Source organism: Sanguibacter sp. Z1732, from assembly GCF_051020515.1.
Classification (GTDB): domain Bacteria; phylum Actinomycetota; class Actinomycetes; order Actinomycetales; family Beutenbergiaceae; genus CALKWS01.
The window spans coordinates 421,083-435,623 of record NZ_CP194857.1; the positions used below are offsets into that span (position 1 = coordinate 421,083).

A 14,541-nucleotide genomic window follows, 5' to 3' on the forward strand; every position below is an offset into this window, starting at 1 on the left:
CATGACACTACTGACCGCCTCGCGTGCGGAGCGGCAGACCGCCGGCGGCCCCACAGGTGGCCGCCGGCGGCGCACGCTCGCACAACGACAAGCCCGGTGGGCCTGGGTGTTCGCGCTGCCGGCAACGGCGCACATCGCGATCTGGACAGGGCTACCGATCCTCGTCGCGGCCACCTTGAGCCTGACCCACTACGACATCCTCAACCCGCCGACGTGGGCTGGGGTGGCCAACTACGTGACGCTGTGGAACGACGCCATGTTCTGGCGCGCCCTGTGGCACAACCTGGTCATCGCCGTCGTCGGTATCCCGATCTCGATGCTGATCGCGTTGGTGCTGGCGGTGATGCTCAACCAGGGCCTGCGCGGCAGCGCGGTCTATCGCACGGCCGTCTTCCTGCCCCACGTGACCGCCACAGTGGCGATCGCCATGATCTGGTTGTGGATCTACTCCCCCGGTGACAACGGACTGCTGAACCGCGCCGGGGCGCTATTCGGCATCCCCAACCAGCAGTTCCTGATCTCCCCGGACCAAGCGCTCGGGTCGATCATCCTGGTCACGATCTGGCAGGGCCTGGGCCTGAAGATGATGATCTACCTGGCCTACCTGCAGGGGATCGATCAGCAACTCTACGAGGCCGCCGAGATCGATGGCGCCACCGCGACCCAGAAGTTCTTCCGGATCACGATGCCGATGGTCAAGCCGGCCACGTTCTTCATCCTGGTCACCTCGATCGTGGGCAACTTCCAGACCTTCGACCTGATCTTCGTGCTCACCCAGGGCGGTCCGGCGAACGCCACCACAGTCATCACCTGGGAGATCTATGAGACCGCGTTCCAGGAGTTCCGGATGGGGCTTGCCTCGGCGCAGTCCATGGTGCTGCTGGCGGTCCTGGTGGTCCTGACCGTGATCTCACGCAAACTGACCGGAGGACGCGATGACTGACGTCGTCAAGGACCCTGCGGTGCCCGGTATCCCCGAGGTCCGCGAGGTGACCAAGGCGCCCCGATCAGCACGGAAACGCCGACGGAGCAGGCGGTTCCTGCTCGGCATCCTGCTGCTCGGCATCTCGTTCGTGATGGCCGCTCCGTTCCTGTGGATGTTCCTGACCGCGGTGCGCAGCACCGAGGAGTTGTTCTCCACCCCGATGCCGCTGTGGCCGAATGAGTGGCAGTGGGAGAATTTCCGGATCGCGCTGGAACGTGCCCCCTTCCTGATCTACGCCAGGAACAGTTTCACGATCGCCCTGGTGCACACCTTCTCCAACCTGTTGCTCGGGTCGATGTGCGGGTACGCGCTGGCGAAGATGCGGTTCCGGGGTTCCACACCGGTGTTCGTGTTCATCCTGGCCTCGATGATGATCCCGTTCTACGCAATCGTGATCCCGGAGTTCCTGATGGTGCGGCACATGCCGCTGGCCGGCGGGAACGACTTGTTCGGGCAGGGCGGGATCGGCTGGATCGACTCCTGGCCGGCGCTGCTGGTACCGGCGCTGGTGTCCCCGTTCAACATCTTCCTGTTCCGGCAGTTCTTCGTCTCCACCCCCACCGAGTTGATGGAGGCGGCCCGCATCGACGGAGCCAATGAGTTCCGCATCTACGCCCGCATCATGGCCCCGCTGATCAAGCCGGGCATGCTCACCGTGGCTCTGCTGTCCTTCGAGCAGGGCTGGAACAACTTCCTGTGGCCGCTGATCGTGACCACCAGCACCGAGATGCGGGTGATCCAGGTGGGGTTGTCCGTATTCCGCCAGGAGGCGGGCACCGAGTTCAACCTGCTGATGGCCGGAACCACCATGGCGGCGGTACCCATGATCATCCTGTTCGCGATCTTCCAGCGCAGTTTCGTCAACGGCATGGTCGCCACCGGGATCAAGTGAGGCACGGATGCGACTGATCGAGTTCCTGCGCAAGCCCTCGGCTTTCATCGCCGCGAACTGGGCCGGCCTGCTGGGCGTGCTGACCGTGGGTGGCGCCGTGCCGGCCTTCGCGGCAACCAGCGAGTCACCTCGTCGCTGGATACCTATGCCGATGAGGGCGGGGTCACGGTACTGCGGCAACTAAGGCACACCTGGTGGCGCGACCTGCCGGCGACGGCGTGCTTCTGGGTCTACGTGATCTCCGGTAGCGGAACCGTGGCGTTGATGGTCGGGGTGTTCGAGGCGCCCACCCGGGTCTTCTTCGCCGGATTGCTGGTGCCGGTGTACTGGGTGGCGGGGGCGTTGCTGGGTTGCTACATCCGGGCCGCGGCAACGGTGCCCGTGCATGCTCCCCGGGGCCTGGTGGTCGATGAGATGGTCCATCTCGCCCTGGCGCACCCGTTCCGTGCCCTGCTGACGGTGCCGATGGTGATCGCCACCGCACCGGTGTGGGCGCTGGCTCCGCTGACGGTGGCGTGCGGGCTGAGCGTGCCGGCCTGGGCGCTCAGCACCGTCTGGGGCCGGGGCGTTGCAGCCTCGCCGAGACTCGATCGATTCGCGAACACGGTGTCCCTAGACTGACCGCGTGAAGGACGACGGCCCGGCCCTGGACGCGGAGGTGCCGCGGGCGAAGCGCCCGCAGCGGGCCGATGGGCACGGTCCGGTCGCCTACGTCCTTGGTGGTGGGGGCGTGCGTGGGGCCGTCGAGGTCGGGATGCTCGAGGCACTGCTGGAGGCCGGCATCACCCCGGACCTGGTGGTCGGGTCCTCCATCGGGGCCATCAACGGGGCGATCGTCGCCGCCGACCCCAGCCTCGCCGTCGTCGACCGCCTGATCAAGGCATGGACCTCCCCCCAGGCCCGCGCCGTGTACGGAGACGGGTGGCGGCGGCAGTTACGGCGTCTGGCCAGTAGTGGCACCCACCTGAACTCCCCCGACCCGCTGCGGGAACTTCTGGAGGAGGCCCTCGGCACCGACGTCACCTTCGAGGACCTCGCGGTGCCGTTCCGGGTGGTGGCCGCCAATGTCGAACGCGCCGCCGAGCACTGGTTCACCTCCGGTCCGGTGATCCCCGCGGTCCTGGCCTCGGCCTCGGTTCCGGGCCTGCTCCCCCCGACCAATGTCGACGGCGAACACTTCATCGACGGTGGGATCGTCAACTCCATCCCGATCGAGGCGGCCGTGCAGGCCGGTGCGCGCACCATCTACGTATTGCAGGTGGGCCGGGTGGAGGAGGAGCTGAGTTCCCCCGAGAACCCTCTGGACACCTTCCGGGTGGCCTTCGAGATCGCCCGGAGGCACCGGTTCGCCCGGGACATGCGCCTGCTCCCAGAGCACGTCACCCTGCACATGCTGCCCAGCGGCGGGGCGATCGAGGGCGATGAGAAACTCAGCGCCTACCGCGACATGACCAGGACCCGGCGCCGGATCGAACGCGCCTACGCCGCCACCCGCCAGTACCTACGGGCCTTGTGATGCCCGTGCCACCTCGGTGGGTCCGCCGCCTCGTGATCGCCCCGGCCGTGGTGCTGGTCACCATCCTCGTGCTGGCCACGTTGCCGGTGCTGGTGCTGGTGGCATTGGCGCTGACCTCACTGGTACCCGGGTACTTCCGCCTTCCCCGGGTGCTGTGGCTGACCCTGTTCTATCTGACCTGGAACTCCGCCGCCCTGGTCACGATGCTCGGCCTGTGGCTGGGGTCGGGATTCGGCTGGAAGATCCGTACCCCAGCGTTCCAGCGTGCCCACTACGTGGTCGCCGCACGGTTCCTCCGCGCGCTGTTCCGGCAGGCCCGCTGGGTCCTGCGACTGCGGATCACCCTGCACGGGGATACCCCGGACGCGGACTCCTTCGGCCGGCAGCTGGCCTCGGGCCGGCCGTTGATCGTGGCGTCCCGGCACGCCGGGCCCGGGGACTCCCTGGTGCTCATCCACACCCTGATGAACACGGTGTCCAGGGAACCCCGGATCGTGCTCAAGGAGACGCTCCAATGGGACCCGGCGATCGATGTGATGTTGAATCGGCTGCCGAACCGGTTCATCGCCCCAGCGCCCTTCACCCCCGACGGGCGTCCACGCGAATCGGTGCTGCGCGCCCAGATCGCGGATCTGGCTCGCGGACTGGATCACGACGACGCCTTCGTGATCTTTCCCGAAGGAGGCAACTTCTCCCCCCAGCGCCGCGAACGCCGCATCGCCCGGTTGCGGTCGATGGGTCTGGAGCAGATGGCACGCCGGGCCGAAGCGATGCGGCACGTGCTGGCCCCCTACCCGGGCGGGATGCTCGCGGCGATGGAGGCCGCCCCCGATGCTGACGTGGTGTTCATCGCCCACACCGGTCTGGACCGGATGGTCAGCATTGGTGATGTCTATCGGGAACTGCCGATGGACAAGGAGATCATCAAACGGGGCTGGCACGTACCGGCCGAGCAGATCCCCGCCGGGGAGGAAGCCCGGCAGGACTGGTTGTACACCTGGTTCGAGACGATCGACGCCTGGGTGCAGGAGCACCAGCCGCGTGATCTGGGCCCGCCGCGGCAGCGGCGCGGATCGCGCCCCTCACGGTCGCGGCAGCGGCGCGGGCGGTCGCCGCTGCCGGAACGGTCCGAGCAACCACGTGAGCCCTAGGCGGTCCCGGGTCAGTCCGGGACCGTCACGATGGCGATGCCCAGGACACTGGGGCGCGGCGGCCTGTCCGCACGCGACGACTCGGCCCCGGCCCTACAGGACCAGGCCGCATCGCACCGCCCCGGCCACCGGGCTCTGGCGATTACGCTCCTGGGGTGACCACATTGCTGCTCGCCTCGGCCTCTCCCGCCCGCGCATCCTTGCTCCGGGCCGCCGGCGTCGACCCGCGCATCCACGTCGCCGACCTGGACGAGGACGCCCTGCTGAACCGGGCCCGGAACGAACGCGGCGAGGAACTCACGACCGCCGAGTCCGTGGCCATGCTGGCTCGGGCCAAGGCCGAACAGGTCGCAGGCCTCATCACCGATGCCGACCTGGTGCTCGGGTGTGACTCCCTGCTGGAGATGGACGGTCGTGCGCTCGGAAAGCCCGGCACCGTCGAGACCGCGCGAGAGCGGTGGCGGCAGATGCGCGGTCGCACCGGGGTGCTGCACACCGGGCACTGGCTGATCCGGACCGGCACCGGTTCCGACGAGGAGAGCCGGGCCGCCGGGACCGTGACCGCTACCGCCGTGACCTTCGCCGACATCACCGACGATGAACTGGAGGCCTACCTGCGCAGCGGCGAACCGCTCCGGGTGGCCGGGGCCTTCACCATCGACGGCCTGGGTGGGGCATTCGTGCGCCATATCGACGGCGACCACCAGACCGTGGTCGGCCTGAGCCTGTACGCCCTGCGTGATCTGCTGACGCAGGTGGGGCGCCGCTGGATCGACCTCTGGGCCGAGGCACCCGGGGCCTGAGTGCACCGGTGCCGGCCCCGTGGTGCACACGCCGACCAGCCGAGGAGTTGTACATATCGAACTACCCAACATGACGTTGGCTGGGTGGTGAGCACGAGAGTTTGTAGACTTCACACAAGCATCACGGTGCGCCCTTGCCCTCCGCTACGAAGTTGCCAGCCGCGCGGCGGCCAAGGTCTCAACCAGGGGCACGGGAGTACTACCGTGGACCTTCGCCGGCCCGCATGACCTGTGAACACAAGGAGACTGAATGACGACGTCCGTCCCGCCGCAGGTCACTCCCGCACCGCTGCGCAAAGTGTTGATCGCCAACCGCGGGGAGATCGCAGTCCGGGTGGCCCGGGCCTGCCGGGACGCATCACTGACCTCGGTGGGGATCTACGCCGATCCCGACCGGGACGCGCTGCACGTGAAGCTGGTCGATGAGGCCTACGCGCTGGCGGGTTCGCGGGCCCAGGAGACCTACCTGGACATGGGCAAGGTGCTGGACGTGGCCCGGCGCAGCGGCGCCGACGCGGTTCACCCCGGGTACGGGTTCCTGTCCGAGAACGCTGAGTTCGCCCGCGCCGTGATCGAGGCGGGACTGACCTGGATCGGACCGCCCCCGGAGGCGATCGAGGCGCTCGGGGACAAGGTCTCGGCCCGCCCGCCAGATCGCGCAGAAGACCGGGGCGCCCCTGGTGGCGGGTACCCCCGATCCGGTCGCCGATGCCGGGCAGGTGCATGCCTTCGCCGCCGAGCACGGGTTACCGGTGGCGATCAAGGCTGCTTTCGGGGGTGGTGGCCGCGGCCTGCGGGTGGCCCGAAGCACCGAGGAGATCGATGAGCAGTTCGACTCCGCCGTGCGCGAGGCAACCGCGGCGTTCGGGCGTGGGGAGTGCTTCGTGGAGCGGTTCCTGGATCGCCCCCGGCACGTGGAGACCCAGTGCCTCGCCGATGCCCACGGCACCGTGGTGGTGCTGTCCACCCGGGACTGCACACTGCAGCGCCGCCACCAGAAACTGGTCGAGGAAGCCCCGGCCCCGTTCCTCACCGCCGAACAGGAGGCTCAGTTGCGCACCGCCTCCGAGGCGATCCTGACCGAGGCCGGTTATGTCGGCGCGGGCACCTGTGAGTTCCTGATCGGCACCGACGGCACGATCTCTCCTTCCTGGAGGTCAACACCCGCCTGCAGGTGGAACACTGCGTCACCGAGGAGATCACCGGCGTGGACCTGGTGCGCGAGCAGTTGCGTATCGCCGCCGGTGAGCCTCTGGGCTATACCGAGGTGGCCACCCGCGGGCACTCGATCGAGTTCCGCATGAACGGCGAGGACCCCTACGGCTCCTTCATGCCCGCGCCCGGAACCCTCGCCACCCTGCAGTGGCCGGCTGGTCCCGGGGTCCGGGTGGACTCCGGCGTGGTGGCCGGTGACACCATCTCCGGGGCGTTCGACTCGATGCTGGCCAAGGTCATCATCACCGGGGCGGACCGGACCCAGGCGTTGCAGCGCGCCCGCCGCGCCCTGGCCGAGACCGAGATCACCGGCATCCCCACGGTGCTCCCGTTCTTCACCGCCGTACTGGACGAACCCGACTTCACCGCCACCGAGGCGCACCGTTTCGCGGTCCACACCACCTGGATCGAGACGGACTTCGCCGGCCGCTGAGCCGGCCCGCTCCCGACTCGGAGCCGGCGCCGGCTCCGGCCGGCTCCCCGTCCGGGGAGGAGGAGACCGAGCGGGTCGTGGTGGAGGTCGGCGGCAAACGCCTGGAGGTGGTCCTCCCGGCCGGGCTGAGCCGCCGCGGCGCCGCGCGGACCAAGGGCCCGCGCCGCCCCTCCCGAAGGGGTGCTGCACGCGCCGGAGGAAATGCCTCCGGCAACGGCCTGGCCTCTCCGATGCAGGGCACGATCGTCAAGATCGCCGTGGAGGAGGGCCAGCAGGTCGCCGAGGGTGACCTGGTCGTGGTGCTGGAGGCGATGAAGATGGAGCAGCCACTCAGCGCCCACCGGTCCGGCACGGTGCAGCACCTCACCGCCAAGGTGGGGCAGACCGTCAGTGCCGGCACCGTGCTCTGCCAGATCGACGTGAGTGACTCCGGCGCCGGGTCCTGACCCCCTGCGGCCACCCGTGCGCGACTCGCAGGACGGCGACGGCTGGGTCTCCTGCGCGTGCGGGCAGCGGCACTGGGGACGCTACGGCGCAGCCGGGCTGCTGTTGGCCGACGGCGGGGGCCAGGTGGTCCTGCAGCACCGTGCCCCGTGGTCCCACCACGGCGGCACCTGGGGCATCCCCGGCGGTGCCCGCAACGCGGGCGAGAGTGCCGTGCAGGCCGCGGTGCGCGAGGCCGGGGAGGAGGCAGGGGTCCAGGACCCGGTGCTCCCCCACGCCAGCCATGAACTGGCTCACCCGGACTGGAGCTACACCACCGTGCTGGCCCACGTCCCGGGCGGAATGCAGGTCCGGGCCACCGACGCCGAGAGTGTGCAGGTGCGGTGGTACCCGCTGGACCGGGTCACCGCGTTGCCTCTGCTGGGTGCCTTCGCCGAGGCGTGGCCGCTGCTGCGGAGAATGCTGAGGACCCGGGCGGTGCTCGTGGTCGATGCGGCCAACGTGGTGGGTTCCCGGCCCGACGGTTGGTGGAAGGACCGGGCCGGTGCCCACGACCCGCCTGGCGAGCCGGCTCGCGGCCCTGGCCGGTCACGGCGTCGCGGCCGACGCACTCGGTCTGCCCGGGCACACCTGGTGGCCCGCGATGGTGCTGGTCACCGAGGGAGCGGCCCGCGCCGCCGACGACGTGGCTCCGGTGCATACCGTGCGCGCCCCCGGCGAGGGTGATGAGGAGATCGTGCGCACGGTGCGTCGTGCCCTCGGTGGTGAGTTCAGTACCGCTCGCGCCGGCAGCGGTCCGGCCGGCGGGCAGGACGACGCCGGCGACGGCAGTGACAGCGGCCACGCCGCCGGGTTGGATGTGCACGTCAGCGTGGTCACCGCCGATCGTGCGCTGCGTGAGCGAGTGAGCGGTGCCGGCGCAGAGGTGCTCGGGCCGGGCCGGTTGTGGCGACTACTGGACGCGCTGGAGACCTGACCGCAGTACCCCGGTGCGAGGGAAGCGTGGCTGCCACTCGGCCCGTTCACACCGCGGCATTCCTCCAAGGCATCCGCGCCGCCGGGGTTGCATCCTGGCCAGGAAACCGTAACGGTGGAAGGGCCCGAGGCGCTGACGCGGAGCACGCGTTCCGTGCAGTGTCACTGCCGAAGGAAGGATTCCCCGTGCTTACCCTGACTGAGAACGCCCAGTCCGCGATCAAGGCGATCACTGCCGAGGCCGACCTGCCGGAGACCGGCGGTGTGCGCATCGCGGTGGCCGAGGAGGGCAGCCAGCTCCACTTGGAACTGGCCCCCGAGCCGCAGTCCGGTGATGAGGTGGTCGAGGCCGAAGGTGCCCGTGTGTTCACATCCGAGGAGGCCACCCAGATGCTCGACGGGCAGGAACTGGATGCCGGCCAGACCGAGGAGGGCACCGGCTTCACCCTGCGTCAGCAGACCTGACCACACCCGCGCCACCGCCCGCGACCGTGCCATCCCGGTGCGGACCCGCGGGCGGTGCGCGCGTAGGCTTGGCCCATGAGAACGCGCCGCGCATGGGGAACCGGACTGGCCACCGTCACCGCAGGTGGGAGCACGCTGGACGTGTGGTTCCCCGACCCGGCCCTCGGTGAACCCAGCCCTGGTGATGCCGGCCCCTACGGGGTCCCGGCCGATCTGGCCGCACTGGCCGGCGCCGACCCGGACCGCGCCGCCCACCACCAGGTCCGCACCGTGATGATCGACCTGGACGAGGCACCGCGCAGCACCGAGGACGCCTACCTGCGTCTGCACCTCCTCTCCCACCGGCTCGTCACCCCCAACTCGATCAATCTCGAGGGCATCTTCGGAGTGCTCCCGAACGTGGCCTGGACCTCGGCCGGCCCGTTCGCGGCCCAGGAATTCGAACGGACGCGGCTGTCGCTGCGCGCGGCCCACCCGGGGTTGCAACTGCAGGTGTACGGCGTGGACAAGTTTCCCCGGATGACCGACTACGTGGTCCCCAGCGGGGTGCGCATCGCCAACGCCGACCGGGTCCGGCTCGGTGCCTACCTGGCCGAGGGCACCACCGTGATGCACGAGGGATTCGTGAACTTCAACGCCGGCACCCTGGGCGCCAGCATGGTCGAGGGTCGTATCTCCCAGGGCGTCGTGGTCGGGGACGGGACCGACATCGGCGGAGGCGCCTCGATCATGGGCACCCTCTCCGGTGGTGGTACCGAACGGATCACGGTCGGTGAGCGCTGCCTGCTCGGTGCGAATGCCGGGATCGGGATCTCCCTGGGGGATGACTGTGTGGTGGAGGCAGGCCTGTACGTGACCGCCGGCACCAAGGTCAACGTGCAGGGCAGGGTGGTCAAGGCCGGTGAACTCTCCGGTATGGACTCCCTGCTGTTCCGTCGCGACTCCACGACCGGGCAGGTCCAGGTGCTCCCACGGACCGGTTCCGGAGCCGCCCTGAACGCAGCCCTGCACGTCCCGTAGATCTACCTGGGGCCCGTTGGCTCAACTCCGACGCGCGTTCAGGACGCCGTCATCCGCCGGGCCGGTACCGTCGTCCGCCGGAGGGCCGTCGTCATCGGTACCGGTGGACCGGTCCTCGGCGCGTTGCGCGCGCACGCTCGCGAACACGGCGGCGGCCAGCACCACCCCGATCACCGCCAGGCTCTGTGCGGTGGAGGCGTGGTAGGTCTCCACGACGTTCTCGATGATGAGCGTGGCGCCGATGTAGACCAGGATGAGCGCCACCGCGATCCTCAGGTAGCGCAACCGCTCGGCGATACCGGACAACAGGAAGAACAGGGCTCGTAGGCCGAGCAGGGCGAACCCGGTGGCGCACATGACCACCACCACGTCGGTACTGATCGCCAGCGTCGCCGGCAGGGCGTCCAGCGCCATCACGATGTCACTGAGTTCGACCAGGATCAGGGCCAGCAGCAACGGGGTGGCACGCAACCGGCCGTCCTCACGGACAACGAAGCGATCACCGCGGAAACCCTCGGTGGTGGGCAGAACCCGTCGGATCAACCGGGTGAGGGCCGAGTCGGTCTGTCCGGCGGCATCGGTACCGCCCGCGGGGTGCCCGCCGACCGGCTCGTGGCGCTCCCGCCACATCTTGTACCCGGCGTAGAGCAGGAACGCCCCGGCGACCCACAGCACCCAGGTGAAACTCTCCATGATCACCACACCGGCGTTGACCACCCCGAAGCGCAGGACCAGAGCCCCCAGCACCCCGAAGAGCAGCACCCGTCGTTGGGCGTTCTTGGGTACCCCGAGGGAAGCAAAGACCACCAGCCACAGGAAGACGTTGTCCACCGACAGTGACTTCTCCACCACGAAGACGCCGAAGTAGTCCCCTACCGACCCGCCGTCGCCGTAGAAGGGGAACACCGCGAAGCCGAAGACCACCGCCGCGCCGATCCAGACCACTGACCAGACCGCGGCCGAGCGCACCGTCACGGTGGTGTCGCGGCGATGCACCACGAATAGGTCGATCGCCAGCAGGACGATCACCACCACCCCGAAGATGGCCAGCACCTGTGGACCGCTCATCGGCGCCCTTCCCCTTCCGCGACCCGCCGCATCCTCCGCACCAGAGGCTAACCCTGCCGGGACTGTCCCGTACGAGTCCCGGGCGCGGAACTGCCCGGTCTCAGCGCTGGCTGAGGGGCACGTACTGGCGCTCGGTGGCGCCGGTGTAGACCTGCCGGGGCCGGCCGATCTTGGTGGCCGGGTCCGCCATCATCTCCCGCCACTGCGCGATCCAGCCGGGGGCCCGGCCGACCGCGAACAGCGGGGTGAACATGTTCGTGGGGAACCCCATCGCCTTGTAGATCACGCCGGTGTAGAAGTCCACGTTGGGGTAGAGCTTGCGCTCGATGAAGTAATCATCGGACAGCGCGATCTCCTCCAGCCGCTGGGCGATCTCGAGCAGTTCGTCCTGCACACCCAGAGCCTGGAGCACCTCCGCAGCGACGTCCTTGACGATCGCCGCGCGCGGGTCATAGTTCTTGTACACCCGGTGCCCGAAGCCCATCAGGCGCACGCCGGACTCCTTGTTCTTGACCTTCTGCATGAAGGTGTCGGCCCCGTCGGGGCTGTCCCGGATCTCCTCGAGCATCGCCAGCACCGCCTCGTTCGCCCCGCCGTGCAACGGGCCGGAGAGCGCCCCGACACCGGCCGAAACCGAGGCGTAGAGGTTCGCGTGCGCCGAACCCACGATGCGCACCGTGGAGGTGGAGCAATTCTGCTCATGGTCGGCGTGCAGGATCAGCAGCAGACGCAGTGCCTTCACCAGCGACTCATTCTGCTCGTAGTCACCGTTGTCATCGGCGAAACTCATCCGCAGGAACCCCTGCAGGTAGTTCAGCGACTTGTCCGCACCGATCATCTCCTTGCCCTGGGAGCGGCGGAAGGCGTAGGCGGCGATGGTGGGCAACTTCGCCAGCAACAGCACCGTGGCCAACTCCACCGCGTGCTCATCGAACGGGTCCACGCTCTCGGGGTAGTAGCCCGGCAGCGCCGAGACCGCCGAGGACAGCACCGCCATCGGGTGGGCATCGGTAGGGAAAGCGCCGATGAGGTTCTTGAAGTTGTCGTGCAGATGGGTGTGGCGCTCCACCCGCTCGGTGAACGCGTCCTTCTGCGCGGGGGTGGGCAACTCGCCCTGGATGAGCAGGTAGGCCACCTCCAGGAAGGTGGCCCCCTTCGCGAGTTGGTCGATCGGGTACCCGCGGTAGCGCAGTATCCCGGCGTCCCCGTCGATGTAGGTGATCTTGGACTCGCAGTTGGCGGTGTTCATGAACCCCGGGTCCAGCGTAGCCAGCCCGGTCTCCTTCAGCAGTGAGGAGATCACCACACCGTCGTTGCCCTCGCTCGCCCTGACCCTGGCGAACTCCAATTCCTGGCCGTCCACCTGGAATGTTGCGGGGGGCGGTGTGGCGTCAGTCATGTCTATCCCTTCCTGGCGTTATCCCTCGGCCACATCCCTAGCGTGGATCGCACACCACGATGGGCCCTGGACGCAATCTACCGGCCGGACAAAGGTCGTGCCCAATCGTTGCCATGTTTTCCAAGGGTGGCATTGCGCACCACCTGAGACCCGAGCAGGTACCTGCGGCACCACCACCGGGCAGCCCGGATCCACCGCCGGCAGGCCCCGGCGACGTCGTCCCGGCGCTCAGGAACCGGTGAGACGCCTCGCGGCGTCGGCCACTCGTTCATCGAGTGCGGTCAGGGAGATCCGCACGTGACCGGTACCGGCTGCGCCGTAGAAGGCTCCCGGGCCGGCCAGGATGCCCAGATCGGCCAGGGAGTCCATCAGGGCCCAGCAGTCCTGGCCGGTGAGCACGGAGTCCTCCTGCGGACGCACCCACAGGTACAGTCCGGCCTCGGAGTGGTCGACGGCGAATCCCGCCTGCCGTAGCGCCGGCACCAGGGCCTGGCGCCGGGCGCGGTAGAGCTCACGCTGGCGGTCCACGTGCTCATCGTCACCGAGGGCTGCGACCATCGCCGCCTGCACCGGGGCGGGCACGATCATGCCCATGTGCCGGCGCATCAGCACCAGGCGAGCGATCAGGGCGTCATCACCGGCCAGGAACGCGGCTCGGTATCCGGCGAGGTTGGACTGTTTGGACAGCGAGTAGGCCGCCAGCAACCCCTCATGGGACCCGCCGCTGACCCGCTCGTCCAGCAGGCTCGGCACCGGCTCGAGATTCCACGGAACGTCCCAGCCCAGCTGGGCGTAACACTCATCGGAGGCCACCACGGCCCCCAGGTGACGGGCGGCGGTGACCACCTCGGCCATCAACTCGGTGCCCAGCACCGCGCCGGTGGGGTTAGACGGGGAGTTCAGCCAGACCAGCCGGACGGCGGGGTTGCCGGTCCACTGGGCCACATCGTCGGCGATGAGCACCTCCGCACCAGCCAGTTGGGCGCCGATCGCGTAGGTGGGATAGGCCATCGAGGGCACCACCACCACATCCCCGGGACCGATCGACAACAGCGAGGGAAGCAGCGCCACCATCTCCTTGGAACCGACGGTGGGCAGTACCGCCCCCGGGTCCAGGCCGGGCACGCCCGGGCGCGGTCGAACCAGGAGCTGATCGCCTCCCGAAGTGCCGCCGTCCCGGCCACAGTGGGGTAGCCGGGGGCGTCGGCGGCCTCAGCGAGGGCCCGCTGGATCACCGGTGGCGTGGGGTCCACCGGAGTGCCGATGGACAGGTCCACCAACCCGCCGGGGTGCGCGCCGGCGCGCTCGGCGTAGGGCGCCACCGCATCCCAGGGGTAGTCCTGTGTGATCTGCACCAGACCCATCGACGGACGCCGCTCAGTCGTGCTGCTGCGGTGGCAGGGCGGCCACGATCGGGTGATCGAAGTTGATCAGCCCCATCTGCGCGGCCCCACCGGGTGAGCCGATCTCGTCGAAGAAGTTCACGTTCGCCTCGTAGTAGTTCGCCCACTGCTGCGGAACGTCGTCCTCGTAGTAGATCGCCTCCACCGGGCACACCGGCTCACACGCCCCACAGTCCACGCACTCATCGGGTTGGATGTACAGCATCCGTTCACCCTCGTAGATGCAGTCGACCGGACACTCATCGATACAACTCTTGTCCTTGAGGTCCACACACGGTTCGGCGATCACATACGTCACAGACGAGGTCCTTCCTTGCGGTGGATACAGTGGCCCAACGTGGGCATCACCAAGGTCCGGTCCTAGTATCGCCCATTCGGCCGGTTCGGGCAGGCCCTCCGGCCCCCGGGCGGAGATGGCACCGTACCGGTGGGCCGGCGATCACGAGGAGGAGGCAGTAGGTGGAGCGGAGGCGACGGTGAGTGAATCCGCGGCGAGACCGTTCTGGCGCGGTTGGCAGGTCGGGGAACGCGTGGTGGTGCGGTACCGGATCGAGGAGGGCCGCTACTCCGACGCACTCGGTGAGTTGGCCCGCGTCGATGACGACGGTGTGGACGTGATCACCAAGCGCGGGCTGGTGTCGGTACCCGCCGCCACGATCGCGATCGGTAAGCGGGTCCCTCCCCCGCCCACGCGCCGGCGCCGGCCCCCGCCCGGGCAGTAGCGCGGGCCGCAACCGGGCACGGCCACCGTCGGCCGCCACCGCCTGGGATG

At 69.0% G+C, this 14,541-nt stretch carries 15 protein-coding genes and 2 pseudogenes; 13 read left to right on the forward strand and 4 right to left on the reverse strand.

What is annotated here, in order from left to right:
• Position 1: 1 nt before the first annotated feature.
• The 12 genes and pseudogenes from ACRRRO_RS02390 to dapD all read left to right on the forward strand — a co-directional run bounded on the left by ACRRRO_RS02390 (position 2) and on the right by dapD (position 9,899).
• Positions 2–943, forward strand: a complete 942-nt coding sequence (locus tag ACRRRO_RS02390) for a carbohydrate ABC transporter permease (RefSeq protein WP_424788166.1) — start codon at positions 2–4, stop codon at positions 941–943.
• On the forward strand, positions 936–1,877 hold the full coding sequence (locus tag ACRRRO_RS02395) for a carbohydrate ABC transporter permease (RefSeq protein ID WP_424797961.1): 942 nt from the start codon (positions 936–938) through the stop codon (positions 1,875–1,877). Before ACRRRO_RS02390 ends, ACRRRO_RS02395 begins: the two co-directional genes overlap by 8 nt.
• A gap of 7 nt (positions 1,878–1,884) precedes the next feature.
• The gene (locus ACRRRO_RS02400; protein ID WP_434081034.1) at positions 1,885–2,061 is read left to right on the forward strand and encodes a hypothetical protein; all 177 of its coding nucleotides are present in this window, start codon (positions 1,885–1,887) and stop codon (positions 2,059–2,061) included.
• Between the two features lie 50 nt (positions 2,062–2,111).
• Positions 2,112–2,498 (forward strand): hypothetical protein, encoded by a 387-nt coding sequence (locus tag ACRRRO_RS02405; RefSeq protein ID WP_434081035.1) that lies wholly within the window; start codon positions 2,112–2,114, stop codon positions 2,496–2,498.
• Positions 2,499–2,502: 4 nt separating this feature from the next.
• The gene (locus ACRRRO_RS02410) at positions 2,503–3,393 is read left to right on the forward strand and encodes a patatin-like phospholipase family protein (RefSeq protein WP_424797959.1); all 891 of its coding nucleotides are present in this window, start codon (positions 2,503–2,505) and stop codon (positions 3,391–3,393) included.
• The gene (locus ACRRRO_RS02415; protein WP_424797958.1) at positions 3,393–4,544 is read left to right on the forward strand and encodes a 1-acyl-sn-glycerol-3-phosphate acyltransferase; all 1,152 of its coding nucleotides are present in this window, start codon (positions 3,393–3,395) and stop codon (positions 4,542–4,544) included. The genes ACRRRO_RS02410 and ACRRRO_RS02415 overlap by 1 nt, the downstream gene beginning before the upstream one ends.
• Positions 4,545–4,699: 155 nt before the next feature.
• The gene (locus ACRRRO_RS02420) at positions 4,700–5,347 is read left to right on the forward strand and encodes a Maf family protein (RefSeq protein WP_424797957.1); all 648 of its coding nucleotides are present in this window, start codon (positions 4,700–4,702) and stop codon (positions 5,345–5,347) included.
• A gap of 250 nt (positions 5,348–5,597) precedes the next feature.
• Positions 5,598–7,441 (forward strand): annotated as a pseudogene (locus ACRRRO_RS02425) (acetyl/propionyl/methylcrotonyl-CoA carboxylase subunit alpha).
• A gap of 16 nt (positions 7,442–7,457) precedes the next feature.
• Complete coding sequence (locus ACRRRO_RS02430; protein ID WP_434081036.1) at positions 7,458–8,165, forward strand: NUDIX domain-containing protein; 708 nt, start codon at positions 7,458–7,460, stop codon at positions 8,163–8,165.
• Positions 8,143–8,415, forward strand: a complete 273-nt coding sequence (locus ACRRRO_RS02435; protein ID WP_434081037.1) for a hypothetical protein — start codon at positions 8,143–8,145, stop codon at positions 8,413–8,415. Before ACRRRO_RS02430 ends, ACRRRO_RS02435 begins: the two co-directional genes overlap by 23 nt.
• A gap of 185 nt (positions 8,416–8,600) precedes the next feature.
• The gene (locus tag ACRRRO_RS02440) at positions 8,601–8,879 is read left to right on the forward strand and encodes a HesB/IscA family protein (RefSeq protein ID WP_424797954.1); all 279 of its coding nucleotides are present in this window, start codon (positions 8,601–8,603) and stop codon (positions 8,877–8,879) included.
• A 75-nt stretch (positions 8,880–8,954) separates the two neighbouring features.
• On the forward strand, positions 8,955–9,899 hold the full coding sequence (dapD, locus tag ACRRRO_RS02445) for a 2,3,4,5-tetrahydropyridine-2,6-dicarboxylate N-succinyltransferase (protein WP_424797953.1): 945 nt from the start codon (positions 8,955–8,957) through the stop codon (positions 9,897–9,899).
• Positions 9,900–9,920: 21 nt separating this feature from the next.
• Here the strand turns inward: dapD and ACRRRO_RS02450 are convergent, their stop codons facing one another.
• The 4 genes and pseudogenes from ACRRRO_RS02450 to fdxA all read right to left on the reverse strand — a co-directional run bounded on the left by ACRRRO_RS02450 (position 9,921) and on the right by fdxA (position 14,067).
• Entirely contained in the window at positions 9,921–10,967 is a 1,047-nt protein-coding gene (locus ACRRRO_RS02450; protein ID WP_424797952.1) for a TerC family protein, read from the reverse strand.
• Positions 10,968–11,067: 100 nt separating this feature from the next.
• On the reverse strand, positions 11,068–12,366 hold the full coding sequence (locus tag ACRRRO_RS02455; protein WP_424788156.1) for a citrate synthase: 1,299 nt from the start codon (positions 12,364–12,366) through the stop codon (positions 11,068–11,070).
• A gap of 228 nt (positions 12,367–12,594) precedes the next feature.
• Positions 12,595–13,730: pseudogene (gene dapC, locus ACRRRO_RS02460) on the reverse strand (succinyldiaminopimelate transaminase).
• 13 nt (positions 13,731–13,743) lie between these two features.
• Positions 13,744–14,067 (reverse strand): ferredoxin, encoded by a 324-nt coding sequence (gene fdxA / locus ACRRRO_RS02465; protein WP_424788154.1) that lies wholly within the window; start codon positions 14,065–14,067, stop codon positions 13,744–13,746.
• Positions 14,068–14,245: 178 nt separating this feature from the next.
• Here fdxA and ACRRRO_RS02470 point away from each other — a divergent pair, with 178 nt between their 5' ends.
• Positions 14,246–14,491, forward strand: a complete 246-nt coding sequence (locus ACRRRO_RS02470; RefSeq protein WP_424797950.1) for a putative acetyltransferase — start codon at positions 14,246–14,248, stop codon at positions 14,489–14,491.
• Positions 14,492–14,541: the final 50 nt, after the last annotated feature.

Coding starts and splice junctions, on each gene's coding strand:
- ACRRRO_RS02390 (WP_424788166.1), top strand. CDS start 2: ATGACACTACTGACCGCCTCGCGTGCGGAGCGGCAGACCGCCGGCGGC.
- ACRRRO_RS02395 (WP_424797961.1), top strand. CDS start 936: ATGACTGACGTCGTCAAGGACCCTGCGGTGCCCGGTATCCCCGAGGTC.
- ACRRRO_RS02400 (WP_434081034.1), top strand. CDS start 1,885: ATGCGACTGATCGAGTTCCTGCGCAAGCCCTCGGCTTTCATCGCCGCG.
- ACRRRO_RS02415 (WP_424797958.1), top strand. CDS start 3,393: ATGCCCGTGCCACCTCGGTGGGTCCGCCGCCTCGTGATCGCCCCGGCC.
- dapD (WP_424797953.1), top strand. CDS start 8,955: ATGAGAACGCGCCGCGCATGGGGAACCGGACTGGCCACCGTCACCGCA.
- ACRRRO_RS02450 (WP_424797952.1), bottom strand. CDS start 10,967: ATGAGCGGTCCACAGGTGCTGGCCATCTTCGGGGTGGTGGTGATCGTC.
- ACRRRO_RS02455 (WP_424788156.1), bottom strand. CDS start 12,366: ATGACTGACGCCACACCGCCCCCCGCAACATTCCAGGTGGACGGCCAG.